A 26,492-nucleotide genomic window follows, 5' to 3' on the forward strand; every position below is an offset into this window, starting at 1 on the left:
TGAGAAAAGCGGGCTAAAGCCCGCTCCTATTGATATTTTAATGAATAATTGTAATTAAACTAATTCTTCAATTTCTGCAATCACTTTCGATAAATTTTCTTCTTTCAACTGTGGAACCATCATTCCCTGAGATTGGAAAACTTCTATATCCGTAATCCCGATGAAACCAAATAGAGTTCGTAAATAATGCTCCATGTTTTCAATAAGTCCATTTTCATATACTCCTCCTATTGCAAAATTCAAGTACAATTTTTTGTTTTGCAGAAGACCCTTTGCAGTTCCATCAGCATAAGAGAACGATTTTCCGGCTACTGCAATGCTATCAATCCATGATTTTAATGTGGATGGGAAAGTGAAATTATAAAAAGGAACACCAATCACGATAATATCAGCTTCCTGAATTTGTCTTAATGATTCTTCTGAATATTTTGCTGCCTCCTTCTGTTCTTCGTTTTTTTCTTCATCCGGAACTCTGGAAGCACTGAAATGATGACCTTCCAAATGTGGGATCGGATTTGAGGCCAGATCACGTACAATAACTTTACTTTGAGGATCTTTTTCTAATAACTGATTGATAACAGCCTGGGAAAGCTGATTGCTTACAGATTGCTCTCCGCTTATACTTGTTTTGATATTTAAAATGTTTGCCATTTTGTGTAAATTTTTTGTTTTTATTAATGACAAAATTATTGTAAATTTACTTTCAAAAGTATAGTAGTTACCTAAAGGAAAGTGAAATAATGGAAAAGCAACATAATCATAAAGATTGTATGCAGGCTCTCAGACCTGTGCAAGATACATTAGATGTAATCAACGGGAAATGGAAATTACAAATCATCATTTCTTTGAATGCCGGGAATAAGCGTTTCACAGAGATTGAACGGAGCATTCCCAAGCTTACCTCAAAAGTTTTAGCCAAAGAATTAAAAGAATTAGAACAGAATGGTTTGCTTGAAAGAGTGGTGAAAGATACTTACCCTGTTTCTATTGAATACTTACCGACAGAATATACAAAAACACTGCACCCTGTGGTAGAATCATTGGGAAATTGGGGTAAAAATCATCGCCAGCATATTTTTGGAGCAACAGTTGAAAAGGATAAGGGGACTGATTGTAATGGCGAAAAGGCAAAATAGCTGAAGGGCGAAAAGGCGGAAGCGTGAAATCGTTAAATTGTTAAATCGTAAAACTGTGAAATTGTTAAATCGTAAGAAGTATTAGTTGTAAAAGGAACTCTTGTCATTCCGTAAGAATCTCAACATCATAAAGATTACAAAAATGGCTTAGATTCCTACGGAATGACAAAAGCGTGATAAGCTTTTTATAAAATAGTTTCCATTACAATCAGGGTTGATAGTCTTATAGTATAGATAATGACATTGACAATAGAAATAGATTCGAGGATCTACAATCTAAAATACCTTACAATAATCAAAGCAAAAGAGTAAAAGTCGTTCATCGATAAAAATAGCGATTTTGCAGTTCCGCAATTTTGCGATTTCGCCTTTCAACGATTTCGCCTTTTTTCCTTTCTTATCCTACATCAACATCCAACCAATCTACACTCCCTACATTTGTACTATAATTAATCAGAGATGAAAACAGTATATCATAAATCAGATTCAAGAGGCCATGCTAACCATGGTTGGTTAAACAGTTACCATACTTTCAGTTTTGCAAACTACCAAAATCCTGAAAGAACAAACTTCGGAGTTTTAAGAGTGTTGAATGACGATACCGTATCTCAGGGAATGGGATTCGGAGCACATCCACACAGAGATATGGAGATTATTTCCATTCCTTTAGAAGGAGATCTGGAACATAAAGATTCAATGGGTACAACAGCAGTTATCAAAAAAGGAGAAATTCAGGTAATGAGTGCTGGTACGGGTGTTCAACACAGTGAGTATAATAAAAATAAAGATGAGGAAGTAAAATTCTTACAGATCTGGGTGTTTCCAAGAGAGCTTAATGTGGAACCTCGTTATGATCAGAAAAGTATTAAAGAAGGAGAAAAAGTTAATGGATTTCAACAGATCCTTTCCCCTAACAAAAACGATGATGGAGTTTGGATTCATCAGGACGCATGGTTTAACCTGGCTAATTTTACAAAAGGAAACGGTAAAAACTATGTCTTTAACAAAAAAGGAAATGGAGTGTATGCTTTTGTATTAAAAGGGAGTGCGAAGGTAGGAGATAGAGTGCTAAATGAGAGAGATGGATTAGGAATTTGGGATACCCAGAGCTTTAATATTGAAGCGATCGAAGACACAGAAATATTATTGATGGAAGTACCTATGGAATTGCCATCATATTTGAAATAAAAATTAAATTTGTAGACATTAAAAAAATTAAACAGAATGAAAGTTTTAGCAATAGCAGGAAGTAATTCCGAAGTATCAATGAATAAGCATTTGGTATCTTATGCAGCTTCTATATTTGGAGAGAAAGCAGAAGTAGAAGTAATAGATTTAAATCCTTTTGAAATGCCAATTTATAAGCATGAAAGAGAATTAGCTAATGGAGTACCTCAAGAGGCTAAGGATTTTGCTGCAAAGATCGATGGTGCCAATTTACTTTTGGTTTCTTTAGCTGAGCATAATGGAACATACTCCACTGCCTTTAAAAATGTATTCGATTGGGTTTCGAGAATTAAAGACAGAACAGTATGGAATGAAGTGCCGATGCTTTTAATGTCTACATCACCTGGTGGCAGAGGAGGAGCTGGAGTTTTGGAAGCTGCAGGTAAACGTTTTCCTTTCCACGGTGGAAATGTGGTAGAAACTTTTTCGCTTCCTTTCTTCAATGATAACTTTGATAAAGCGGCTGGGAAAATCTCTAACGAAGAAAAAGACAAGGAGTTAAGAGAAAAATTAATTAAGATTTCTGCTATTGAAACAATCTTGGAAAAATAGAATTTGAAGTTTAATTTAAAATTACTATTTTTGCAAAAAGAAAAAGAGATGAAAATTCAGTCCACTTTCAAAGAATGTTTTTCCATAAAAGGGAAAACTGTGGGCTCTAAAATTCTCAGATAAAATACTGGCCGATAATCTACTAAGATTGTCGGCTTTTTATTTTCTAAGTTTTGAATAAAATTAATATAAAAAGATAAGATCCATCAGATGTAAGATATTAGATTTACAATAGTCTGCAATCTGAAATCTCGCATCTAAAATCTAAATACAACATGAGCAACACTTACAAATCTGCAGGAGTAGACAAAGAAGAAGGATACAAAACCGTTGATAAGATCAAAAAAGCGGTTGGTGAAACCCACAATTCCAATGTATTGAATCATTTGGGGAGTTTTGGTGCTTTCTATGAGATCGGTGGTTATAAAAACCCTGTATTGGTTTCAGGAACGGATGGGGTAGGAACAAAGCTTAAAGTAGCTTTGGATTCTAAGAGGTATGACTCTATCGGAGTAGATTGTTTTGCAATGTGTGCTAATGATATTCTTTGCCACGGTGCGAAGCCATTATTCTTCTTAGATTATTTGGCTTGTGGTAAATTGGATTCTGAAATTGCTGCAGAAATCGTTTTAGGAATGGTAGCAGCTTGTAAAGACAATAACTGTGCACTAATTGGTGGTGAAACTGCTGAAATGCCAGGAATGTACCAACCGGGAGACTATGACGTTGCCGGATTCTGTGTGGGAATTGTTGAAAAAGACCAGATTATTGATGGTTCTAAAATAAAAACGGGAGATAAAATTATTGCATTACCAAGTTCAGGATTCCATTCAAACGGGTTTTCATTGGTAAGAAAAGTATTCCCGGATTTTGAAGAAGAATTTGAAGGAAAACCTTTATTCGAAACACTTTTGGTTCCGACAAGGTTATATTACAAAGATGTTCATAAAGTAATTGAGGAAGTTAAAGTTTCAGGAATTGCTCACATTACAGGAGGTGGTTTATACGAGAATATTCCAAGAATTATCGGTGATGGTTTATGTGCGTCTATCGATGCTTCAAAAATAAAGATTCCTAGCATTATGCTTGAATTGGAAAAAAGAGGTGGAGTAGCTCGCGAGGAAATGTTCGGAACTTTCAATATGGGAGTAGGAATGATCGTTGTAGTAGACCCTCAGCATGCTGAAAAAGTATTGCACCTTCTGGATGACGCTTATGAAATTGGTGAAATCACTGAAGGAAGCGAGAAAATTAATTTAGCAATATAACAATCGATCAATGTACCAGTGTACCAATTGAATTCATTGTTATATTGTTAGACTGATACATTGTTACATTAATAGTATGAAAAACATCGTTGTACTCGTTTCAGGTTCCGGAACCAATCTCCAGAGAATTTTAGATACGATTGATAATGGAGAAATCCAAAATGCAAAAGTATCCCTGATTGTTGCAGACAGAGAATGCTACGGACTGGAAAGAGCAAAAAATCATCATATAGAAAACGTACTGATTCCAAGAGGAAAAAACTTCAGCAGCGAATTGAGTAAAGTAATTCCTGAAAATACAGATCTTATTGTATTAGCAGGATTCTTATCTATTCTGAAGCCTGAATTTTGTGAAAACTGGAATGGGAAAATAATTAATATACATCCTGCATTGCTTCCTAAATATGGAGGAAAAGGAATGTGGGGAATGAACGTTCACAATGCAATTATTGAAGCTAAAGAAAAAGAAAGCGGTGCAACGGTACATTTTGTAACTCCAGGAATTGATGAAGGGCAGGCGATTCTTCAGAAATCATTTGAAGTTACGGAGAACGATACACCGGAAACATTAGCTCAAAAAGTACATTTGGTCGAATATGAAATTTTTCCAATAGCAATTAATAAGGTATTAGGAAATTAACTATCAATAAAAACCAACAACAATGAGAACCAGAATCGTTATTTCTTTTTTGACAATTTTTATCATGTTTTCGTGTAACAAGGTAGCAACGAAAGATCAGGAAATAACCCTCAAAAACTATTTTAGTTATGGGGATTCGGTTGAATCAGGAGGTGTGAAGATGATTCCGATCACCACACCCGTTGGAAATTTTAAAGTATGGACAAAACGTTTCGGGACTAATCCAAAGATCAAAGTTTTGCTTCTCCATGGAGGTCCGGGAATGACCCACGAATATATGGAATGCTTTGAAACTTTCTTCCAAAAGAAGGGTTTTGAATTTTATGAATATGATCAGTTGGGATCTTATTACAGTGATCAGCCCAAAGATGATAGACTTTGGACAACAGATCGTTTTGTAGATGAAGTGGAGCAGGTGCGAAAAGCGATTGGAGCAGATGAATCCAATTTTTATGTTTTAGGTAATTCATGGGGTGGAATTTTAGCAATGGAATATGCTCTGAAATATCAGAAAAATCTAAAAGGATTAATGGTTGCCAATATGATGGCAAGTGCGCCGGAGTATGGTAAATATGGAGATGAAGTTTTAGCGAAGCAGATGAAACCGGAAGTCCTGAAAGAAATAAGAGCAATCGAAGCAAAAAAGGATTTTGGTAATCCACGGTATATGGAGTTGCTTATTCCCAACTTTTATAATGAGCATATCTGTCGTTTGAAGGAATGGCCGGATGGAGTAAATCGAGCAATAAAGCATTCCAATGAAAATGTGTACACATTGATGCAGGGGCCAAGTGAATTTGGGATTAGTGGTCGTTTAGCTCATTGGGATATTAAAAAACGATTACCGGAAATCACTATTCCTACCTTAATGATTGGGGCAAAATATGACACGATGGATCCAAAAGCGATGGAAGAACAAAGCAAATTGGTGAAAAAAGGAAGATACCTTTATTGTCCAAATGGAAGTCATCTTGCGATGTGGGACGATCAAAAAGTCTTCATGAATGGAGTTATTCAATTTATAAATGACGTTGATTCCAGGAAATTTTAAGAATGATCGTCTTCCTAAAAATTAGTGTATAAAAAATCTAAGTAAAATAAAGTAAATCCGGAGGTGAAAGACCGGGAATACAGTTTGAAATAGCTGTGAAAAGTAAAAAATTGAAAGTAAGATGAGTAAAAAGAGAGTTTTAATCAGTGTTTCTGACAAGAATGGATTAATAGAATTCGCTCAGTTTTTGGAAGCCCAGAATTATGAATTGATTTCTACCGGAGGGACATTCAAGCATTTGAAAGAAGCTGGTTTAAATCCAATTCAGATTGATGAGGTAACCAACTTCCCTGAGATGCTGGATGGTAGAGTGAAAACTTTACATCCAAAAGTTCATGGTGGACTATTGGCAGTTCGTTCTAATGAAGAGCACATGAAAACGGTTCAGGAGCACGGGATTGGTTTGATTGACATGGTTATCGTAAACCTTTATCCTTTCTTCGAAAATGTAAACAAAGACATTTCTTTACATGAAAAGGTTGAATTTATTGATATCGGAGGCCCTTCTATGCTACGTTCAGCAGCCAAAAACTTTGACTCTGTTACCGTGATTACTGATGTGGAAGACTATACAACAGTGAAAATTGAGATGGAGCAGAACGGGGATACTTATATCGAGACTCGTAAAAAGTTAGCAGGTAAAGTATTTAACCTTACTTCAGCATATGATGCTGCTATTTCAAGAATGCTTTTAGAGGAAGAATATCCTACTTATTTAAGTGCATCTTACAAAAAAGCAGCTGACTTACGATATGGTGAAAATCCTCATCAGACTGCAGCTTACTATGTTTCTACTTTCGAAAACGGAGCGATGAAAGATTTCGAACAGTTGGGAGGAAAAGAACTTTCTTTCAATAATCTTCGTGATATGGATCTTTGCTGGAAAGTAGTGACTGAATTCAAAGAAGAAATGGCTTGTTGTGCAGTGAAGCATTCTACACCTTGTGGAGTTGCTATCGGAACTTCAGCATTAGAAACGTATCAAAAAACTTTCGAATGTGATCCAATTTCAATCTTTGGCGGAATTGTTGCAATGAACTACAAGATCGACGCAGCGACTGCTGAAGAATTAAATAAAACTTTCCTTGAAATTGTAATGGCTCCTGATTTTGATGAGGAAGCTCTAGAAGTTTTGAGAAAAAAGAAAAATTTAAGAATTATAAAAATAGTTAATCCGGTTTCTGATAAGCAGACGTGGGTGAAGATTGACGGAGGTATTTTGGTTCAGGATAATGATACTTATTTTTCTGAAGATATTAAAGTCGTTACCGATGTACAACCTACCGAAGAGCAGAAGAAAGCGTTACTTTTCTCTCAGAGAGTAGTAAAATATGTAAAATCAAATGCGATTGTGGTTTCCAACGGAATTCAGGCTTTTGGAATCGGTGGCGGACAGGTTAACAGAATCTGGGCTACTCAGCAGGCAATCGAAAGAGCTAAGGAGAAATTCTCCGGAAATCTTGTACTGGCTTCAGACGCATTTTTCCCTTTCCGTGACGTAGTAGATTTCTGCGCTGAGCAAGGTATAAAAGCGATCATTCAGCCGGGAGGTAGTGTAAAAGATCAGGACAGCATCGAAGCCGCAAACGAGCATGGAATTCCGATGATGTTTACTGGGGTTAGACATTTTTTACATTAATTAAATTAGAATTAAAAAGTAGTTTTGAGGTAGCATTTATAGCTTTCAAAATTATATATTTGTATAATATAGACTAGATAATTAAATAAAGTATGAGAATCTTAATTATAGGTGAAGGTGGTAGAGAGTCTGCATTGGCAGCGAAACTTCATAAAGACTCCAGAGTTACTAAAATGTTTTTTGCTAATGGAAATGCAAGTACAGATGTAATAGGAAAAAATATCCATTTGTCGGAAATTAAAGAACTTAGAGATTTTGCTATTAAGGAAAAAGTGGATTTGACGATCGTAGGTCCTGAAGCTCCTCTTGTAGCAGGTTTGAAGGATGAATTTAAGAAGCATGATCTTAAAGTTTTTGGTCCAAGCCAAAAAGTAGCAAGTCTTGAAGGAAGTAAAGCTTTCTCTAAGAAATTTATGCAGACCTATGATATTAAAACAGCTAAAGCTGTTGTATTTGATTCCTATAATGAGGCTAAAGAGTATGTAAAGACTCAGGAATATCCTTTGGTAATCAAGGCGAGTGGTTTAGCTGGTGGAAAAGGTGTTGTAATTTGTGATACTTTAGAAGAAGCAGAAGCTACGATCCATGATTTCATGATTCGCAGAATTTATGGAGATGCGGGTATCCGTTTAGTTATCGAAGAATTTTTACAAGGTTTTGAAGCATCTATTATAGCATTCTCAAACGGGGAGAAATTATTCCCTTGTATTGCTGCTAAAGATTATAAAAAAGCTGGAAATGGCGATACAGGACCAAATACAGGAGGTATGGGATCTGTGGCACCAAGCCCGGAATTTACTGCAGAACATCAGGCAGATTTCGAAAAGAATATCCTGGAACCTACAGTTCATGGTCTTAAAGAAGAAGGGTTCAGCTTCAAAGGAATTATCTTCTTTGGATTGATGGTTACTAAAAATGGTACTTACCTTCTTGAATACAACATGAGATTTGGAGATCCTGAAACTCAGGTGTTGATGGCTCTTATGGAAAACAATCTGTTAGATGTTATCAACGATTGTATGAACGGTAAAGACATCGAGCTTAAGTTTAAAGACGAAAAAGCGGTATGTCTGGTAATGTGTTCAGGTGGTTATCCAAGAAACATAGAGATAGGCTTCGAGATCAAAGGAGAAGACAAAGTAAAACATAGCCAGCTATTGCATGCAGGTGCTATCAGAAAAGGAGACAAAGTTGTTTCTAATGGTGGTAGAGTACTTAACCTGGTTGCAACTGGAGCTACTTATGAAGAGGCTCGTAAGAAAGTATACGAAGATGCGCTTCCCGTTCACTTCGATTACAGTTTCTACAGAGAAGACATCGGAAAGTTTTAATAAAAATCATAAAAAAAGATTTGGAACGTTTCCAAGTCTTTTTTTGTAAAACAGTTAATATTAGAAATAAGATTTCAGATGCCAGATTCAAGACTTCAGACCTAAAAATCTGATATCTGATGTCTGAAATCTGATATCTTTCAAACAAATCAATTATAAAAATGAACAACGGTATTATCATATTAGATTTCGGATCACAATACAATCAGCTTATCGGAAGAAGAATCCGTGAGATGGGTGTATATTCCGAAATTTTGCCTTACAATACACCATTACAGGAAATTTTAGAACGTCAGCCTAAAGGAATTATTCTTTCAGGTGGTCCAAGTTCAGTGAATGCAGAAAATGCTCACCTGGTTGAGAAAGCATTATATGAGCAGGGAATTCCTGTATTGGGAATCTGTTACGGAATGCAGCTTACGGCGCATGTTTTAGGAGGAAAAGTAAACAAAGGAGAAAAAGGGGAGTATGGAAAGGCTCACTTAGATATTATTAAAGAAAATGCCTTATTAAAAGGGGTAAGCCAGAATTCTGTTGTTTGGATGAGCCATTTTGATGAGGTGGGTGATCTACCGGCAGGTTTTGAATTGAATGCAAAATCAGGAGTTATCGCTTCTATTTCCAATCCTGAAAAACAAATTTACTGCGTACAGTTTCACCCTGAGGTTTCTCATACTGAAGAAGGAGGTAAAATGCTTGAAAACTTTGTTTTCCCGATTTGTAATGCAGAGAAAAACTGGAAGCTGACCAATTATATTGAAAAAACAGTAGCTGAAATTAAAGAAAAGGTAGGAGATCAGAAAGTAATCCTTGGACTTTCTGGAGGGGTAGACTCTTCTGTAGCTGCTGTATTGATCCATAAGGCAATTGGAGATCAATTGACATGTATCTTCGTGGATACAGGTTTATTAAGAAAAAATGAAGATGTAAAGGTAATGGAAAACTATGGAGAACATTTCCATATGAACATTAAACTGGTTGATGCATCAGAAAGATTCTTAACGAAACTTGCGGGAGTAGACGATCCGGAACAAAAAAGAAAGATCATTGGAAACGAATTTATCCATGTTTTTGATGAAGAATCCCATAAAATTGAAGGGGCTAAGTTTTTAGCACAGGGAACCATTTATCCTGACGTTATTGAAAGTCAGTCTGTAAATGGACCTTCTGCAGTGATCAAATCTCACCACAATGTTGGTGGACTTCCGGAGGAAATGGAATTTGAACTTTTAGAGCCTCTGAGAGAGCTTTTCAAGGATGAAGTAAGAAAAGTAGGGGAAGAGCTAGGTATTCCTAATCATCTGGTACACAGACACCCTTTCCCTGGTCCTGGTTTAGGAATCAGAATTTTAGGAGCTGTAGATGCTGAAAAAGTGAAAATTCTTCAGGAAGCTGATGATATCTTCATTGAAGAACTATACAAAAATGATCTTTATGAAAAAGTTTCTCAGGCTTTCGTAGTATTACTTCCGGTTAAATCTGTTGGAGTAATGGGAGATGAAAGAACGTATGAATATACTGCTGTAGTTCGTTCCGCAAACACCATCGACTTTATGACAGCAACGTGGAGCAGACTTCCTTATGAGTTTTTAGATACTGTTTCTAGCAGAATCATCAATGAAGTAAGAGGAATTAACAGAGTGGCTTATGATATTTCCAGCAAACCACCTGCAACTATTGAGTGGGAATAATCTTACTTGAAAGCATATAAAAAACAGAATCCTACTTTTTTAGTAGGATTTTGCTTTTTTATGATTATACTCATGGGTAATTCAATTTTTACGCTGTACCTTTGTATAAGAATTACATGATTTATATTGAATAGATATAATAATTTTTTTTCATCATTTGTGTTTTTGACCTCCCTTCGGGGAGGTTTTGTTTTTAACTTCCACTATTATCTAGGCTCTTTTCATCATTCTACAGATAATTGTTATTTCTCTTGCATGCGAATTACCTGATTTGTATTAAATTTGGAAGACAAGAACCATTTTTCCATTTTTATTCAAAATTTAATATGCTTTTAAAAAAAATATTTCCACTTATCCTGATAGGAGGTCTAGTTCCCAACCTAATTTACGCACAACATATCTATCCCCCTCAAACTCCAAAATGGAATGCTGATGAATTGGGAAACCAGCGGGCCGTATTGCGATGGAATGCATCGTCAAAACAAGCTAAAGCTGTTATTCCATGGAGAAATATAAAAGTAAATTCGGATCAAAAGGTGATCATTGTCGATAGCCTTACTCAAAAACAGTATGAGCCGGATGCTTATTTTAATGTGAATGAAGAAGAAGGTTCATTCATGTTTACTCCTATGTCGGGAAAAGGAATTTATTATGTTTATTTTCTTCCTTATCAGCTGGATAAGAGAACTAATTATCCTACGGCCACTTATTTGAAGAGAACGGATAAAACGTTAGCTAAAGACACTGGAGCATCGTTGGCAAGTATTGTAAGAATAGAATCAGTAGATGCATTCAACAGTAATGATCCAATGGAAGTAATTGCTACGCAAAAAGAGATTGATCAGTATAAGAAGAAGCATCAGGATGATTCTTATTTTGTTTTTCCAGAAGTTAGGGAAAGACCTATTAAAATGAATAGAATCCCTCAGCATTGGACAGACGATAAAAAGAACTCATCAATACTAGAGGGCAAAACGGATAGGGGAGTATTTTATGCTTTTCAATTGGGGGTACTCCCTGTAAAATTGGACCTTAAAAAAGTCAAGATTACAGCTTCTCCTTTAAAAAGTACTTCAGGGGGAACAATAGAATCCAGGTACTTCAATTGTATTAATACTGACGGAACTGATTATAAAGGAGAAAAGCTTCAATTCAATGTAGATGTAAAAAAAGATGATCTACAAGCTTTTTGGTGTGGTTTTGATATTCCTGAAAATGCTTCTCCAGGAACCTACGATGGAACACTTACTATTAAACCTGAGAATGCGGCTGCTCAAACAGTAAAAATTATATTAACAATTAATGAAGCGAAATCTATTAATAAAGGGTTTGATGAGCCATGGAAAATGACTCGTTTGCCATGGCTTAATTCAACTCTGGCACAAGCTAATACCGTAATAAAGCCTTACACTCCTTTACAACTTAAAGGACAAGAGGTTTCATTGCTTGGAAGAAAAGTAATATTGGATGCATCAGGATTTCCAAAACAGATTCTGACTTTCTTTACTCCAGAAATGACCTCCATTGGAAATAAAGCGAATTCAATTTTGAATGAACCTATACATTTTATAGCGAAAGGCCCCGGATCGAAGACGGAAAACTGGAAGAGTTCAGGAATTCAGTTTACAGGAAAAGAAGAAGGTAAAGTATCCTGGAGCAGTATAAATACTTCTGAGAATTTGAAAATGCAGGTGGAAGGTTCCATTGAATTCGATGGATTTATGGAGTATACAGTGAAAATCACAGCATTGAATGATATTCAACTTCAGGACATTGCAATGCAGATTCCTTTTGCAAAAGATAAGGCAATATATATGATAGGGCTGGGGCAAAAAGGAGGATACAGGCCTGGAAGTCTTGACTGGAAATGGGATGTAGCCAAGAAAAATCAAGATGGTGCATGGATAGGAAATGTAAATGCAGGGATACAATTTTCTTTACGCGATCAAAATTACTCAAGACCTCTTAATACCAATTTTTATTTACAAAAACCTTTAATTCTTCCTTCTTCCTGGGGGAATGATAACAAGGGTGGAATCAATATCAATGAAATGGGCAACAAAGTCGTAGTAAATAACTTTAGTGGTGCCCGAAGTATGAAAAAAGGGGATGAACTTTATTACAACTTTCATCTTTTGATTACACCATTTCATCCGATCAATACAGAAGATCAGTGGAATAATCGTTTCTATCACGCCTATAAACCTGTTGAAACCATCAAAGCTAGTGGTGCGAATGTGATCAATATTCATCATGGTAATGAAATTAATCCTTATATCAACTATCCTTTCGTTGCGACTAAAGAAATGAAAGAGTATATTACTAAAGCTCATGAAAAAGGACTAAAGGTGAAAATTTACAACACCATTCGTGAAGTCTCGAACAGAATGTATGAGCTGTATCCGGTGAAAAGTTTAGGTCAGGAAGTTTTTTCTACAGGAAAGGGAGGAGGTTATTCATGGCTACAGGAACATTTGCATGACAATTATATAGCAGCCTGGTATGTACCGGAATTCAAAGATGCTGCCATCATCAATAGTGGGATGAACCGTTGGCATAATTATTATGTGGAAGGGATGAACTGGTTGGTCAATAATTTAGGGATCGATGGGATTTACCTTGATGATGTAGCCTTCGACAGGGTAACGATGAAAAGGATAAAACGAGTAATGACTCAGAATGGACATCCTGGTATTATCGATCTGCATTCTGCCAATCAATACAATGATAAAGATGGTTTTAACAATAGTGCTAATCTCTATCTTGAACATTTTCCTTATATCAACCGCTTATGGTTCGGGGAATATTTCGACTATAACAATAACAGTCCTGAATTTTTATTAACCGAAGTGAGCGGTATTCCGTTTGGATTAATGGGAGAAATGCTACAGGATGATGGTAACCCTTGGAGAGGAATGTTGTATGGTATGACAAGCCGTTTAGGTTGGTCCGAAAAAAGTAATCCAACTCATCTGTGGAAAGCCTGGGATGATTTTGGTATCAAAGGCTCCCGAATGATTGGGTATTGGGTCAATGACAATCCTGTGAAAACTGATAATCCTGCAGTTCTTGCTACAGTTTACCAACAAGGTAAGAAAATCATGATCTCTTTGGCCAGTTGGGCTCCGGAAGATACGAAGGTGCATTTAAAAGTGGATTGGAAAAAATTAAACCTTGATCCAAAGAGGCTGAAAATCAATGCTCCAGCCATCAAAGATTTTCAGGAAGCAAAAGTATTTAATATTAATGATGAGATAAGCATAGCGAAGAATAAAGGCTGCTTGTTAATTATTCAATAAGATAAAACCCTCAAAGAACAGGGGAATTCCGGCTATAAATCAATTTATTTTACCTAAATTTAATAAAATTTATATCAAATGCAAGTAGATACAAGGACCTTACAAGTTCAGGATTATGATGGATTGGTGGAAACCATGAGGCGGGCTTATCCTCAAATGTCTGAGTATGTCTGGTCAAAAAAAAGCATCGAAAAATTAACCAAAATATTTCCTAAAGGACAAATCTGTATTACTGTAGATGGTAAACTAGCGGCAGTAGCTCTTTCCATTATTGTGAATTATGATGAATTTGGAGATGATCATACGTATAGTGACATTACGGGAAATTATACCTTTAATACCCATTCTTCAACAGGAAACGTGTTGTATGGAATAGAAGTTTTTGTAGACCCGGAATACCGGGAATTGAGATTAGGAAGAAGGTTATATGATGCGAGAAAAGAATTGTGTGAACAATTGAATCTGAAATCCATAGTGTTGGGAGGAAGAATCCCTAATTATCACAAATATAGTGATGAACTATCCACCAGAGAGTATATCAGAAGGGTAAGGGATAAAGAAATTTATGATCCTGTTCTGTCTTTTCAGCTTTCCAATAATTTCTTACCGATCAGGGTTTTAAAAAAATACCTTCCCGAAGATGAATCTTCAAAAGAGAATGCTGTTTTACTACAGTGGAATAATATCTACTATAGTAAAAAGCCTAATACGATGCAGGATAGTATCATCAGATTAGGTCTTGTGCAATGGCAGATGAGGCATTTTAAGAATATTGATGCCTTTTATGAGCAGGTTGAATTCTTTGTGAATGTAATGGGGGATTATAAATCAGATTTTGTTCTTTTTCCTGAACTTTTCAATACACCTTTATTAGCTCCATTTAATAAGCTATCAGAAAGAGATAGTATGATTGAACTAGCTAAGCTTACGGAGCAGATAAAAGCGAAGATTTCCGAACTGGCTATCAGTTATAATGTTAATATTATTTCCGGAAGTATGCCCGTTTTTGACTCCGATAATAATGATCTCTATAATGTAAGTTATCTGATGCATCGTGATGGACGTATTGATGAATACCGTAAAATACATATCACTCCCAATGAAAGAAAGTACTATGGGATGAAGGGGGGCAATGAGATTAAAGTATTCGATACCGATTGTGGGAAAATCGGGTTGGTTATCTGTTATGATGTGGAGTTTCCTGAACTTCCAAGAATTCTGGCGGATCAAGGGATGAAAATTCTGTTTGTACCTTATCTGACCGATACTCAAAATGCATATATGAGAGTTCGTCATTGTGCTGCAGCCAGAGCAATAGAAAATGAGTGTTATGTAGCCATAGCAGGTTGTGTAGGAAATTTACCGGGAGTAAATAATATGGATATTCAGTTTGGACAGGCTGCGGTATTTACCCCTTCAGATTTTGCTTTCCCCTCCAATGCTATAAAAGGAGAAGCCACTCCGAATACAGAGATGACTTTAATTGTGGATGTGGATTTAAATCTTTTAAAAGATCTGCATTATAACGGTTCTGTTCAGATTCTTAAAGACAGACGAAATGATCTTTATGAGACCTATTTAAAATAAAAAAATGAATCCCACTTATAAAAAGTGGGATTCTGCTTTTAGATCTTTTAGGTATTTTTTCTTACTTACTTTTGAAAATTTCTAGTTTCAAAATGGGACGAAATAAAAAGAACAGGCAATACCTGTTCTGAAATTAATAATTATATAAAATATCATGCTTATTGTGGACAAATTACATCTGGACAAACATATCCCGGACATAATGGTCTTCCATCTTCAGGGCAGCATTGATATGTACAATCAAGCTTGATACCACTTCCTGACACATTTTTTAATTGCTCTCTTGAAAGTTTTTTACTTGGTAAATTTTTCATTTTGTAATTTTTTAGGTTAGTATTAATATTCTGTACCAGATAAAGATAAAGAAATACTCCAAATAAATAGAATAATTAAATCTTTCCTATTCAACCCCTTACACTGACGAAACAAATTGTTTTTTATCCCTGTAATATAAACATCACTTTTACACTTTCTCTATCATCAAAACAAAAAAAGAGCAGATTATAATTCTGCTCTCTATAACTTAAGATATATTTTTTAGCTTAACTGCGGGCAAACCACAGCTGGGCAAATCAATCTAGGACATCTTGGTCTTCCATCTGTAGGGCAGCATTGGTTTGAACAGCCAACAATAACTCCAGCTCCTGAAACAGTTCTTAATTCTTCTCTTGACAATTTCTTGATAGGTAAATTTTTCATTTTGTAATATTTTACAGGTTAGTAATAATTTTTGTACTTGATAAAGATAAAAAAAACTGTTTAATCAAGTGTCCTAAAGGATGTGAAAATTTTAATTCAAATAATAAGTTTGTTATTATTTAATTCAAAAGTAGTAATAAACAAAACATCCTCTTTACTTTATGGGATCTTGATCTTTTTTTTTAAATTAGGACTAATTATAAGTCCAATGATAAATCCACTTAATAAGCCTCCTATGTGAGCTGCATTATCAATACCTCCGGTTAATCCCATTAATAAATTATAACCAATGTAAATTAATGTGCTTAATAGAAAAGCTTTACTAAAATCTGATGGAAATACTTTCGTTAGCAGAAATGCAAGGAAAACCCCATAAAGTCCAAATATAGCACCTGATGCACCAATACTTACTGTAGCTTTATACCACCAAATGCTAGCGCAACTAGCTAATATCCCAGTTAGTAAATAAATTAATAAATATTTTGTTCTGCCAAGTAATGGTTCAAGGAAAATTCCAACAATAATAAGTCCAAACATATTTGAAATAATATGCATTAATCCACCATGTAAAAAAGTATTAGTTAAGAGCCTCCACCATTCGCCATTTATGGTCAAAGGACGAAAGTTAGCACCCCACTTCAATAGATCTTGACCATTAAAAGAAATAAACCCCAGTCCACAAAATATCATAATAATGAAAATTAAGATATTACTAAAAATAAGGATTTGTGTAATAAGATGACTTGCTTGTGGTTTTAATAATTCTAATAAATCATTTAAATCTGCATCAGGAATTTTTTTATCCGTTTCAAAATACAATAATTTACCAGGATCAAATTTTGCTAAGAGAATCATAGTTAGCCAGACAATTGAGGCAATACCAAATGATATAAATATCCAGGCAAAACTATTTCCAGTTCGATTTTGGAAAGGTTCATTTATGGCAACCAAAACAGGAGCATCAATTGAGTTGTATTTAGGATTTTCTTTAATGGCTTCTTTAAATCCTTCGGCAGCATCAGAATTAGCAATTCTTTCTAAGTAAATAAATTCATTTATATTTTTATTATCGAAGTCTTTTTGACTTTCATTTGTGAAATCTTGGAACTTTTTTTCTTTTTCCTCTTCACTAAGTTTATTACTTATTGTTTTAGAATAATTAACCCCTAACCAAGCTGAACAATCGGTATTATTTGTTTCTGATTTATCATCAAATAAAGGTAATGCCACATATAGATTCATTTTAAAGTGTTCATTATATTTTCCTCCAACTTCAAAATGAGGATGTACTCCAAGGCTTTTTTTATTTATATAGATATTTTTTAATTGATAATACTTTGTCTTCTGTACTTTGTTAATTTGGCTTATAGCAGTAAGCTGCGTTAATGATCCTGATGCTTTTTCAACATAATTTTGAGCAATAATAGTTGGAATTGCGATTGCTGCAGCTGCAGCGAATTGGAATAAAAAAGAACCATTTCCATTTCCCCCATTTAATTGTAAAAGATTAATTCTAGGTCTAAGCCAAATAAGAACAGGAATCCAGGGAAGCCCAAAAGGGAGCCAAAAGTTTATGATACTATCTTTAATTGAAAACATTTCGTACTTTATCAATAATAACCAATTTAGAAAAGTATAAAGGATAATGAATGAAATTGCTATAATTAAAAATGGGATATATATTAATCGTATCTTTTTTAAAATTCTTTGCATGATTAATGATTTGACCTCTTGTTTATTTTCCGGCAAATTTAATATTTTCTAAATACAGACGGATATACTTCACATAATTCTAAATAATATTCTAATAGGAATAATTTTTGGAGTTACCTTGCGACTACTTATTTTTACAACATGTTTGATAAACAACAAAGAAAACTGAAAAGATCTGCGAGGCTGATTTCTGTATTAAGTAAATATGGATTTAAGGATATGCTGGCAAGAATGAATGGAGGAAATAAACAAGAGCTGGATTCTACCAATACAGATGAAATTATATCAAAAGGTACCGTTTACGAACGAATCAGATTGGTTCTGGAAGAATTGGGACCTACCTTTGTGAAGTTGGGACAAACATTCAGTAACAGGGAAGACCTACTTCCCCCAGAATTGATCCAGGAGTTACAGAAGCTACAGGACAAAGTAGACACCGTAGATATGAATGTGAACGAAATTCTGGAAAATGAATTCAATATTTCCATTAAAGATCATTTTCAGGAAATTCAGGCCCAGCCTTTGGCTACTGCTTCAATTGCTCAGGTGTACAAAGCCACTTTGCTTAATGGAACCGAAGTGATTCTAAAAATAAAAAAAGCAGATGTACAAACAGTTATAGAGGATGACTTACTCTTAATAAAAGATCTTGAAAAACTGGTTTCTTCTTATTCTGAAATAGGAGAAAAACTTAATTTGAAACAGGCCATCTCCACATTTGAAAAATCTTTGTTGGAAGAAGTTTCATTGATCAATGAGAAGGATAATATTTTACAATTTGCAAGGAACTTTAAAAACAATAAAGAAACCTATGTTCCAAAAGTCTATGAAGAGTTCTCCAACAATAATGTTCTTTGTATGGAGTTTATAGATGGGATAAAGGTGATTGATAAAGCCCAGCTGTTAGCCAGTGCTATTGATCCTGTAAAAATTTCAGAGGTGGGATTGAGGTTATTTGTGTCACAGATCTTAGATTATGGTTTTTTCCATGCTGATCCACATGCAGGAAACATATTAGTGAAAAAAGACGGAAAAGTAGTTTTTATCGATTTTGGAGCAGTAGGACAAATCCAACCTAACGATAAAGAAATTCTTGAAAACTTGATTGTTAGTTTCGTAGCCAAGAATTCTCACAAAATAGTCCGATATCTTAAGAAAATGGCTATTAGCTATGAGATCCCCGACGAAAGACGATTTGAAAATGATGTCAATGACATTCTGAACTTTGTCCATAGTTCTTCGTTACAGGAGATCAATGTTCAGGTGATGATCAATAAAATGAAAGATATTCTTAAGGATAATCGACTGCATATGCCTGATTATTTTTATCTTTTGTTTAAAGGAATTAGCCTGATAGAAGGAGTAGGAAGAACTATTAATCCTGATTTAGATATTGTAAAAAGTCTTAGCCCTTACACAAAAAAAATATTTGCCAAGAAAATCAGTCCGAAGAATATTTTAAAAACGGGGATGGATAAAATGATGAATTTCACAGATAATGTTGATGAAATTCCTAAAGAACTTCGATCTGTTTTACAGAAACTGGATGAAAATAAATTTACCATTTCCAGTGAAATCAAAAATATTGATAAGACAAACCAGATCATTAAATCAAGCGCTGTTAACATGATTATAGCGCTTATCCTTGGAGCTAATATGATAGCTACAGCGATCGTTTTTGTATCCGAAGCCCCACCGAGAATTGGAGAAATGTCTCTAATTGCTGTTTTAGGTTTTATCTTTTCAATTATATTAATAATAGTACTTTTGCTTAGAATAACCAGAAAGTAAGTTCGGAAGTTTAGAAATTGATTAAAAAAATAACCAGATGAAATTATTAACCTTAGCTGCTATAGCATTATGCAGTTCTTTTTTAACCGCTCAGGAAACAGAGAACAAAGGTATATTGGGTGATTATGACGGAAATGGCTCAAAAGAATATGCCTATATTAAAATAAATGATTGTACTGAAGAGTGTGATGGAGCATGTGAAACAACAATTTATTTTAGTGATAAAAAGATAAAATCATTTACTATTTCAAAAGCAAATGGTGTTGAATTGTATAATCTGGGAGATCTAAATGGTGATGGAAAAGATGAAGTAGGGGCGTATACCTTGTGGTGTACAAGCTGTTGGGCTCCTTTTTATGTATATACATACAGCAAAACGGATTGGAAACCACTGGTGAAACCAATTTCTACACACTGTTCCCAATGGGAAGCAGATAAGTTCCCTATTAAAAAAGATCCCAAAAAGAAAGGGCATGTGATTATTACTTCCAGTCAGTGGAAAGATGATGATATTAAAATAATAAGCCGAAGCGTTAAAGTGAATTAGAATTAGAATTAGAATTAGAATTAGAATTAGAAGTTGAAAGTTGAAAGTTGAAAATGGAAAGATGAAAGATGAAAATGGAGAGTGGAAAATTTAAAATTAAATAATATACACTTCAAACCTCGCATCCCGAACCCCGAACCCCGAAACAAATCCTTAATTTCACTAAACCCTATTCCTGCAACCTATAACCTATTATCTACAACCTATCAAACTCTACATTTCACATTATACATATTAATACCTATCTTTGCAAAATGGAAAAACTCACTTTTGCAGATTTTGGCCTGCCGGTTAAAATTCTTGATGTTTTAGCAGATTTAGAATTATTCGAACCTACACCCATTCAGGAAAAGAGCATCAGCCCGATACTTTCCGGAAGAGACGTTATGGGAATTGCTCAAACCGGAACCGGGAAAACTTTAGCTTATCTTTTACCAGTTCTTAAGACCTGGAAATATAATAAAACTGGAAATCCAACAGTTCTGGTATTGGTTCCTACAAGAGAATTGGTGGTTCAGGTAACAGAAATTGTTGAGAAATTAACAGAAAATCTTACTGCAAGAGTTATAGGAATCTATGGAGGAAAGAATATCAATACTCAGAAACTTTTGTTCGATAACGGATGTGATATTTTAGTTGGAACTCCTGGAAGAGTAATGGATTTGGCAATTGATAATGCCATTTCACTAAAAGAGGTTCAGAAACTGATCATTGATGAGTTTGATGAAATGCTTAATTTAGGTTTCAGACCTCAATTGACACATATTTTTGAAATGATGAAAGAGAAAAGACAGAACATTCTTTTCTCGGCAACAATGACAGAAGCTGTAGATGAAATGCTGGATCAGTATTTCGCTCATCCTATTGAAATTTCATTAGCAAAATCCGGAACTCCACTTGAAAAGATAGAACAGACTGGTTATAAAGTTGAAAACTTCAATACCAAGATCAATTTGCTTGAGCATTTATTGAAAAGCGAAGCAGATATGTCTAAGGTATTGATTTTTACTAATAATAAAAAGAATTCCGATCTTTTGTTTACTAAAATCGATGAGCTTTTCCCTGGACAGTTTGATGTTATTCACTCGAATAAATCTCAGAACTACAGATTAAAAGCAATGAAACGTTTCGAGAATGAAGAGATCAGAGGATTGATCACAACAGATGTAATGGCAAGAGGTCTTGATATCTCTGATATTACGCACGTAATCAATTTTGAAACTCCTGATGTACCGGAACAGTATATTCACAGAATTGGTAGAACAGGTAGAGCAGATAAAAATGGTAAAGCGGTTACTTTCGTAACAAAAAAGGAGGAAACCTTGATGCTTGACATTGAGTTATTAATGGATAAAGAATTAAAATTCATTGGTTTCCCTGAAGGAGTGAAAATAAATCCTAAGAAGATCGCTTCTGAAGAAGAACAGATTGTAATGAAAAATCCGGCACAGGTAAAACTGTATGAAGGTGGCGGAGCTTTTCATGAGAAAAAAGATAAGAATAAAAAAGAAAACTGGGGTGGACCTTCTAAAAGAAAAGCACCAAAGAAATTTGGAGCTAACAGGGCACAACAGAAAGCGATTTCAAAATCGAAAAGAAAGAAATAAAAAAAAGCTTCATCAATTAAGATGAAGCTTTTTTAATGTCTTTTTTATTTCATATATGGTCTTATAACATCCGCCCATATTTTATTTCCTTCCGGGGTAAGATGTAGCATGTCTTCCAGAAAAAGATCCCTTCTTACATTTCCATTGGCATCTTCCATCACTTTTGTAATATCAATATATTTTGAGTTTTTTTGTTTCTTCATAAAAGCCTCAATTTCTGTATTGGTTTCTTTCATTTGCTGCCAAAGGATTTCTCTGCTCGGCGAAAATTTTATTGAAATATAATCAACTTCTATATTAGGAAATCTTTTTCGAACTTTTTTGTAAAATGTTGTAAAGCGTTCCACTACCACTTTAGATTTTAGCTGATGATCATCTGCAAAATCATTGTCTCCACAATAAATAATAATTTGTTTTGGTTGATAAGGAGCAAGCAAATCATCGGCAAATTCATTAAGATCCGTCAACCTTGAGCCCCCAAATCCACGGTTGATAAGTACTTTATCGGGAAAATAACTGGCTATGTCCGTCCATCTGGTAAAAGATGAACTTCCAATTAGGAGAATGGCATCTTTTGGAGGTGGGTTTTCCCTGTCTAATTTTTTGAAATTTTGGATGTCCTGCCAGAACATTGATTTTTTCTCCTGCGAAAAGAAAATGGCAAATGACAGCAATAAGAATGCTGATAAAATCTTCTTCATTTTTTTAATAATTTTTAGTTATTGAAAACCCATCTCAAAAAAAACTCCCGAACTTTTCGGGAGTGTGGTTTTTATCTTTTGTAAGTGATGTAGTTAATATCTACTACCGTATCACCATTAATATCAATATTTCCAAATAGCTGCTGTAGCTTTAGCTCTGTATTGTTTAAAATAACGACTCTATACTTCAGCTCGGTATCGTTGTTGTATTTTATTGTTAAATCTTTTGAATCAGTATTATATGTGAAGGTACCTTCGCTTTTTCCATTTTGCTGACAATCTGCACCAACTCCTGCATAAGAAGTATATGAAGTAAAATAATCTGTTCTGAATGTTGTAATGTTTTTGGTACTACATCCACTAGGAGTGTCAGAGGCAAGTACAGTTTTATTGTCTTTTCCGGAGATAATTTCTGTTTTACTTGTCTTCCAGTCTCCTTTCATCATATCTAATTCATAAGCTTGCATATTATCATCTTCACAAGAAGTAAGCGCTAGCGCTGAAATGGCAAATAAAAGTAGTTGTTTTTTCATTTTCACAAATTTAAGAATATGCTAAAATATAAATAAATTTGAAATATTTGCAATGAAATTAAGGTTTTTTAAACATATGTTTACAAATAAATTCATTTTATAAGGCAGACTAGAAGTTAGAAGCGTTTAAAATTTAAAGATTTAAAAATTTAAATGATTAAAGAATTCTAAAAACTTCCACTTTCTAACTTCTTGCCTCAAACTTATTAGTAGCTCATTTCTACGATCTTATAAGCATCTTGTGGAGTTAATTTTTTATATTCTCCTAAACCAAGCCAATTTCTTTCTGTAAAAGCCTTTTCTACTCTTTCAGCAGTTCCCTTGTAATCTTCTGTATATTCTGAAAGTTTGGTCTGGATATCTAAACGGTGAAAGAACTCCTCCATTTTTTTTATTCCGGCTTCTGCTTTTTCTTCAAGACTTCCTTCTGTTATTCCCCAAACTCTTTCAGCATATTGTGCTAATTTCCCTTTTTTAGTTTCAAAATTATAGCGATAGTGCGATGGAGCAATAATAGCAAGGGTTCTTGCATGGTCGATGCCATAGTAAGCTGTTAATTCATGACCCATTGCATGAACAGCCCAGTCAGTGATCACACCTTTCTGAATGAGTCCGTTAAGAGCCATTGTACAGCACCACATAAAGTTTCCGGCAGCATCATAATCAAAATGATCAGCAAGAACTTTTGGAGCCGTTTCCTGAAGACTGATCAAGATACTTTCAGCAATTCTTTCCTGAAGATCCGCAGAAGAAGGAGCGGTCATATATTGTTCCAGTACGTGGGTGTAAGCATCAGTAATTCCGTTTACAATTTGTCTTTTAGGAATAGATTGTACAACCTCCGGATCTAAAACTGAAAATTGGGGGAAAAGGCCAGGTCCTCCTGTTGATAATTTTTCGTTAGTTTCCCTTCTGGAAATAACATAGCCGGAATTCATTTCCGAACCTGTTGCAGGAAGTGTTAAAATACTACCGAAAGGCATACCTTCTCCTTCAAATGTTCGGACAGGTTTCGTTAGAATTTCCCATGGCTCACCACTATAGTTAGCTGCTGCAGAAAGGAATTTAGTTCCGTCGATAACTGAACCACCACCTACAGCCAGTAGGAAAGTAATCTTCTCTTCTTTGATGACCTGAAGTGCATTAATGAGGACTTCATATTCCGGATTGGCCGGAATACCCCCAAATTCATGTACTTCATGATTTTTCAGGGCTTCTTTTACCTGATCGTAAACACCATTATTTTTAATGCTTCCGCCTCCATAAATCATTAATATCTTGGCATCAGCAGGAATTTCTTTTGAAATTTTAGCGATTTCACCTTTTCCAAAAAGTATTTTGGTTGGATTTTTAAATTCGAAATTGAGCATTATTGTAAATTTATTTTAACTCAAATTTACGCATTGCAATATGAAAATTGAGTTAACGAAGTTTTAAAATTAAAATACTTTTATTTTATGGAAACTATTGATGAAGACATTGATTGATTGATTGATTGATTGATTGATTGATTGATTGATTGATTGATTGATTGATTGATTATTTTTCACTTAGGTAAATTTTAGCCGCTTCTATAAACTTCTCTTTATTTTTCTTCATATTTTCTACCAATTTCTTTTTATCAGGAGGAGTAGACAGGTATTTGTCTCCCCAAAGGTTAATTTCAACAATGATAGGGATCAGATCAATACCTTTTTCTGTAAGGTGATAAAGGATTTTTAATTTACTATCCGGGTGATCTTTTTTAGCAATAACATTATTTTCCAATAGCTGATGAAGGCGTGAGGCCAATATATTGGTGGCAATTTTTTCATCTGCTTTAAGGAATTCTCCGTATGTACATTGTTTTTTGAGCATCAGATCACGAATGATTAGCAGGGACCATTTATCTCCCCATATTTCAAGGGATGAACTAATCGGACAGTCAGATCTTTTTTTAGACATAATTTTTAAATTAAAAAATACTTGCAAAATGAAAGTTTTTATTTAAATTTACTTTTATTTTGCAAGCAAATTTAATCATAAATAAATTAATAAATCAATGGAAAATTATGACGTTGCCGTAATAGGCTCTGGTCCTGGAGGATATGTAGCAGCAATCAGAAGTGCACAATTAGGTTATAAGACCGTAATTGTAGAAAAGTATGATGTATTGGGTGGGACATGTACCAATGTGGGCTGTATTCCGACAAAGGCTTTACTAGATAGTACTCATCATTATGCAGATGCACAGCATAGATTTGCCACCCACGGGATTGGGATTAATGAAATTGATCTTGATTTTTCCCAGATGTATAAAAGGAAATCAGAGGTTGTGGGTAAAAATACTTCTGGGCTTGAATTTTTAATGTCTAAAAATAAAATTACGCATTTACAAGGTGTGGCACAATTTATAGATGATTCTACCATAAAAATTACCGGAAAAGAAGGAAGTCAGACGATAGTTGCTACAAACTACATTATTGCGACAGGTTCCAAGCCTTCTACAATACCAGGAATTGAAATTGATAAACAAAGGATCATTACTTCTACGGAAGCTCTTTCACTTCAAGAGAAACCTAAAACGATGGTGATTATCGGAGGTGGAGTAATAGGAGTGGAGATGGCGTCTATTTTCAGCCGTATTGGTACCAAGGTGACGATTCTTGAATATGCTGATCATCTTATTTCTACTATGGATCATGAGCTGGGTAAAAATCTTCAGAAGATTTTAAAGAAAGAAGGAATTGATATTTATCTTAATCAATCTGTGTATAAAGCTGAGAATCTGGGATCGTCTGCCAAAATACTTTTCCGGGATCAAAGTGGGAAAGAAAATGAAATGGAAGCAGATTATGTCCTTGTTGCAGTGGGAAGAAGACCATTTACAGAAGGCTTAGGTTTGGATAAAACTGGCGTAAAGCTTAGTAACCGTGGTTTTATTGAGGTCAATGAGAAATCCCAGACATCGGTATCTCATATTTACGCAATAGGTGACGTTATCGGTGGTGCAATGTTAGCTCATAAAGCCGAAGAAGAAGGTGTTCTGGTTGCAGAGACCATTAATGGGCAGAATCACCATATTCATTATAACCGTATTCCATCTGTGGTATATACATGGCCGGAAGTTGCGTCTGTAGGCTATACGGAGGAATATCTGAAAAATAACCAGATTGAATACAAAGCCGGCAAGTTTCCATTTTCAGCGAGTGCGAGAGCAAGAGCTTCCATGGATACGGAGGGTTTTGCAAAAGTATTGGTAGATCCTAAATATGGAGAAGTTTTGGGAGTGCATATTATCGGAGTACGAGCGGCTGATCTCATTGCTCAGGCAGTGATTGCCCAGGAATTTGAAGTAACAGCTGAAGACATGTTTCGTATTTCTTATGCTCATCCTACCTATTCAGAAACATTGAAGGAGGCTTATTTGATTGCATCCGGGCAGGGGGCAATTAATATTTAATATTTTACAATCTCAATAAAAAAACTACTCTGAAAAGA

23 protein-coding genes are annotated in these 26,492 nt (G+C 34.9%); 15 read left to right on the top strand and 8 right to left on the bottom strand.

What is annotated here, in order from left to right; all coding sequences use genetic code 11:
• Positions 1-54: 54 nt before the first annotated feature.
• Positions 55-651 carry an FMN-dependent NADH-azoreductase gene (locus JHL15_RS09155; RefSeq protein WP_200245230.1) on the bottom strand — a complete coding sequence of 199 codons (597 nt, stop codon included), beginning with the start codon at positions 649-651 and terminating at the stop codon, positions 55-57.
• 89 nt (positions 652-740) lie between these two features.
• On the opposite strand from JHL15_RS09155, the gene JHL15_RS09160 reads away from it, so the two are divergent.
• From JHL15_RS09160 to JHL15_RS09210, 11 genes are all read left to right on the top strand, one after another.
• On the top strand, positions 741-1,136 hold the full coding sequence (locus JHL15_RS09160) for a winged helix-turn-helix transcriptional regulator (RefSeq protein ID WP_234047726.1): 396 nt from the start codon (positions 741-743) through the stop codon (positions 1,134-1,136).
• A gap of 459 nt (positions 1,137-1,595) precedes the next feature.
• Positions 1,596-2,324 carry a pirin family protein gene (locus tag JHL15_RS09165; protein WP_200245232.1) on the top strand — a complete coding sequence of 243 codons (729 nt, stop codon included), beginning with the start codon at positions 1,596-1,598 and terminating at the stop codon, positions 2,322-2,324.
• A gap of 36 nt (positions 2,325-2,360) precedes the next feature.
• Positions 2,361-2,915, top strand: coding sequence for an NADPH-dependent FMN reductase (locus JHL15_RS09170; RefSeq protein WP_200245233.1), 555 nt, complete (start codon positions 2,361-2,363; stop codon positions 2,913-2,915).
• A gap of 275 nt (positions 2,916-3,190) precedes the next feature.
• Positions 3,191-4,183: a phosphoribosylformylglycinamidine cyclo-ligase gene (gene purM, locus JHL15_RS09175; protein ID WP_200245234.1), complete on the top strand. Its 993-nt coding sequence runs from the start codon at positions 3,191-3,193 to the stop codon at positions 4,181-4,183.
• Positions 4,184-4,259: 76 nt separating this feature from the next.
• Entirely contained in the window at positions 4,260-4,823 is a 564-nt protein-coding gene (gene purN / locus JHL15_RS09180; protein WP_200245235.1) for a phosphoribosylglycinamide formyltransferase, read from the top strand.
• 22 nt (positions 4,824-4,845) lie between these two features.
• Positions 4,846-5,874 carry a proline-specific peptidase family protein gene (locus tag JHL15_RS09185; RefSeq protein WP_200245236.1) on the top strand — a complete coding sequence of 343 codons (1,029 nt, stop codon included), beginning with the start codon at positions 4,846-4,848 and terminating at the stop codon, positions 5,872-5,874.
• Between the two features lie 121 nt (positions 5,875-5,995).
• Positions 5,996-7,513 carry a bifunctional phosphoribosylaminoimidazolecarboxamide formyltransferase/IMP cyclohydrolase gene (gene purH / locus JHL15_RS09190; RefSeq protein WP_200245237.1) on the top strand — a complete coding sequence of 506 codons (1,518 nt, stop codon included), beginning with the start codon at positions 5,996-5,998 and terminating at the stop codon, positions 7,511-7,513.
• A gap of 92 nt (positions 7,514-7,605) precedes the next feature.
• Positions 7,606-8,844, top strand: coding sequence for a phosphoribosylamine--glycine ligase (purD, locus tag JHL15_RS09195; protein WP_200245239.1), 1,239 nt, complete (start codon positions 7,606-7,608; stop codon positions 8,842-8,844).
• Between the two features lie 161 nt (positions 8,845-9,005).
• Entirely contained in the window at positions 9,006-10,535 is a 1,530-nt protein-coding gene (gene guaA, locus JHL15_RS09200) for a glutamine-hydrolyzing GMP synthase (protein ID WP_200245240.1), read from the top strand.
• Positions 10,536-10,861: 326 nt separating this feature from the next.
• Complete coding sequence (locus JHL15_RS09205; protein WP_200245242.1) at positions 10,862-13,834, top strand: glycoside hydrolase domain-containing protein; 2,973 nt, start codon at positions 10,862-10,864, stop codon at positions 13,832-13,834.
• Positions 13,835-13,912: 78 nt separating this feature from the next.
• Entirely contained in the window at positions 13,913-15,421 is a 1,509-nt protein-coding gene (locus JHL15_RS09210; RefSeq protein WP_200245244.1) for a carbon-nitrogen hydrolase family protein, read from the top strand.
• Between the two features lie 158 nt (positions 15,422-15,579).
• Here JHL15_RS09210 and JHL15_RS09215 read toward each other — a convergent pair whose 3' ends face one another.
• The 3 genes from JHL15_RS09215 to JHL15_RS09225 form a co-directional block, all read right to left on the bottom strand.
• Entirely contained in the window at positions 15,580-15,735 is a 156-nt protein-coding gene (locus JHL15_RS09215) for a hypothetical protein (protein ID WP_200245246.1), read from the bottom strand.
• 223 nt (positions 15,736-15,958) lie between these two features.
• Complete coding sequence (locus JHL15_RS09220) at positions 15,959-16,120, bottom strand: bacteriocin-like protein (RefSeq protein ID WP_200245248.1); 162 nt, start codon at positions 16,118-16,120, stop codon at positions 15,959-15,961.
• 159 nt (positions 16,121-16,279) lie between these two features.
• Positions 16,280-17,833 (bottom strand): rhomboid family intramembrane serine protease, encoded by a 1,554-nt coding sequence (locus JHL15_RS09225; RefSeq protein ID WP_200245249.1) that lies wholly within the window; start codon positions 17,831-17,833, stop codon positions 16,280-16,282.
• A gap of 141 nt (positions 17,834-17,974) precedes the next feature.
• Between JHL15_RS09225 and JHL15_RS09230 the strand changes: the two genes are divergently transcribed.
• The 3 genes from JHL15_RS09230 to JHL15_RS09240 all read left to right on the top strand — a co-directional run bounded on the left by JHL15_RS09230 (position 17,975) and on the right by JHL15_RS09240 (position 21,778).
• On the top strand, positions 17,975-19,624 hold the full coding sequence (locus JHL15_RS09230) for an ABC1 kinase family protein (RefSeq protein WP_200245250.1): 1,650 nt from the start codon (positions 17,975-17,977) through the stop codon (positions 19,622-19,624).
• 37 nt (positions 19,625-19,661) lie between these two features.
• The gene (locus tag JHL15_RS09235; RefSeq protein ID WP_200245251.1) at positions 19,662-20,171 is read left to right on the top strand and encodes a hypothetical protein; all 510 of its coding nucleotides are present in this window, start codon (positions 19,662-19,664) and stop codon (positions 20,169-20,171) included.
• A 254-nt stretch (positions 20,172-20,425) separates the two neighbouring features.
• Positions 20,426-21,778 (top strand): DEAD/DEAH box helicase, encoded by a 1,353-nt coding sequence (locus JHL15_RS09240; protein WP_200245252.1) that lies wholly within the window; start codon positions 20,426-20,428, stop codon positions 21,776-21,778.
• Between the two features lie 44 nt (positions 21,779-21,822).
• On the opposite strand, the gene JHL15_RS09245 is transcribed toward JHL15_RS09240, so the two are convergent.
• The 4 genes from JHL15_RS09245 to JHL15_RS09260 all read right to left on the bottom strand — a co-directional run bounded on the left by JHL15_RS09245 (position 21,823) and on the right by JHL15_RS09260 (position 24,956).
• The gene (locus JHL15_RS09245; RefSeq protein ID WP_200245253.1) at positions 21,823-22,479 is read right to left on the bottom strand and encodes a GDSL-type esterase/lipase family protein; all 657 of its coding nucleotides are present in this window, start codon (positions 22,477-22,479) and stop codon (positions 21,823-21,825) included.
• Positions 22,480-22,550: 71 nt separating this feature from the next.
• Positions 22,551-23,012, bottom strand: a complete 462-nt coding sequence (locus JHL15_RS09250; RefSeq protein WP_200245254.1) for a lipocalin-like domain-containing protein — start codon at positions 23,010-23,012, stop codon at positions 22,551-22,553.
• Between the two features lie 206 nt (positions 23,013-23,218).
• Complete coding sequence (locus tag JHL15_RS09255; RefSeq protein WP_200245256.1) at positions 23,219-24,382, bottom strand: iron-containing alcohol dehydrogenase; 1,164 nt, start codon at positions 24,380-24,382, stop codon at positions 23,219-23,221.
• A 169-nt stretch (positions 24,383-24,551) separates the two neighbouring features.
• Positions 24,552-24,956 carry a winged helix-turn-helix transcriptional regulator gene (locus JHL15_RS09260; protein WP_200245258.1) on the bottom strand — a complete coding sequence of 135 codons (405 nt, stop codon included), beginning with the start codon at positions 24,954-24,956 and terminating at the stop codon, positions 24,552-24,554.
• 97 nt (positions 24,957-25,053) lie between these two features.
• Between JHL15_RS09260 and lpdA the strand changes: the two genes are divergently transcribed.
• On the top strand, positions 25,054-26,454 hold the full coding sequence (gene lpdA, locus JHL15_RS09265) for a dihydrolipoyl dehydrogenase (protein WP_200245260.1): 1,401 nt from the start codon (positions 25,054-25,056) through the stop codon (positions 26,452-26,454).
• The last annotated feature ends 38 nt before the right edge of the window (positions 26,455-26,492 follow it).

The sequence above is a fragment of the Chryseobacterium paridis genome (genome assembly GCF_016595215.1).
Taxonomy (GTDB): domain Bacteria; phylum Bacteroidota; class Bacteroidia; order Flavobacteriales; family Weeksellaceae; genus Chryseobacterium; species Chryseobacterium paridis.

Bases quoted from the DNA above. Each gene is read 5' to 3' on its own strand.
- JHL15_RS09155 (WP_200245230.1), bottom strand. From the start codon at position 651: ATGGCAAACATTTTAAATATCAAAACAAGTATAAGCGGAGAGCAATCT.
- JHL15_RS09160 (WP_234047726.1), top strand. From the start codon at position 741: ATGGAAAAGCAACATAATCATAAAGATTGTATGCAGGCTCTCAGACCT.
- JHL15_RS09165 (WP_200245232.1), top strand. From the start codon at position 1,596: ATGAAAACAGTATATCATAAATCAGATTCAAGAGGCCATGCTAACCAT.
- JHL15_RS09170 (WP_200245233.1), top strand. From the start codon at position 2,361: ATGAAAGTTTTAGCAATAGCAGGAAGTAATTCCGAAGTATCAATGAAT.
- purM (WP_200245234.1), top strand. From the start codon at position 3,191: ATGAGCAACACTTACAAATCTGCAGGAGTAGACAAAGAAGAAGGATAC.
- purN (WP_200245235.1), top strand. From the start codon at position 4,260: ATGAAAAACATCGTTGTACTCGTTTCAGGTTCCGGAACCAATCTCCAG.
- JHL15_RS09185 (WP_200245236.1), top strand. From the start codon at position 4,846: ATGAGAACCAGAATCGTTATTTCTTTTTTGACAATTTTTATCATGTTT.
- purH (WP_200245237.1), top strand. From the start codon at position 5,996: ATGAGTAAAAAGAGAGTTTTAATCAGTGTTTCTGACAAGAATGGATTA.
- purD (WP_200245239.1), top strand. From the start codon at position 7,606: ATGAGAATCTTAATTATAGGTGAAGGTGGTAGAGAGTCTGCATTGGCA.
- guaA (WP_200245240.1), top strand. From the start codon at position 9,006: ATGAACAACGGTATTATCATATTAGATTTCGGATCACAATACAATCAG.
- JHL15_RS09205 (WP_200245242.1), top strand. From the start codon at position 10,862: ATGCTTTTAAAAAAAATATTTCCACTTATCCTGATAGGAGGTCTAGTT.
- JHL15_RS09210 (WP_200245244.1), top strand. From the start codon at position 13,913: ATGCAAGTAGATACAAGGACCTTACAAGTTCAGGATTATGATGGATTG.
- JHL15_RS09215 (WP_200245246.1), bottom strand. From the start codon at position 15,735: ATGAAAAATTTACCAAGTAAAAAACTTTCAAGAGAGCAATTAAAAAAT.
- JHL15_RS09220 (WP_200245248.1), bottom strand. From the start codon at position 16,120: ATGAAAAATTTACCTATCAAGAAATTGTCAAGAGAAGAATTAAGAACT.
- JHL15_RS09225 (WP_200245249.1), bottom strand. From the start codon at position 17,833: ATGCAAAGAATTTTAAAAAAGATACGATTAATATATATCCCATTTTTA.
- JHL15_RS09230 (WP_200245250.1), top strand. From the start codon at position 17,975: ATGTTTGATAAACAACAAAGAAAACTGAAAAGATCTGCGAGGCTGATT.
- JHL15_RS09235 (WP_200245251.1), top strand. From the start codon at position 19,662: ATGAAATTATTAACCTTAGCTGCTATAGCATTATGCAGTTCTTTTTTA.
- JHL15_RS09240 (WP_200245252.1), top strand. From the start codon at position 20,426: ATGGAAAAACTCACTTTTGCAGATTTTGGCCTGCCGGTTAAAATTCTT.
- JHL15_RS09245 (WP_200245253.1), bottom strand. From the start codon at position 22,479: ATGAAGAAGATTTTATCAGCATTCTTATTGCTGTCATTTGCCATTTTC.
- JHL15_RS09250 (WP_200245254.1), bottom strand. From the start codon at position 23,012: ATGAAAAAACAACTACTTTTATTTGCCATTTCAGCGCTAGCGCTTACT.
- JHL15_RS09255 (WP_200245256.1), bottom strand. From the start codon at position 24,382: ATGCTCAATTTCGAATTTAAAAATCCAACCAAAATACTTTTTGGAAAA.
- JHL15_RS09260 (WP_200245258.1), bottom strand. From the start codon at position 24,956: ATGTCTAAAAAAAGATCTGACTGTCCGATTAGTTCATCCCTTGAAATA.
- lpdA (WP_200245260.1), top strand. From the start codon at position 25,054: ATGGAAAATTATGACGTTGCCGTAATAGGCTCTGGTCCTGGAGGATAT.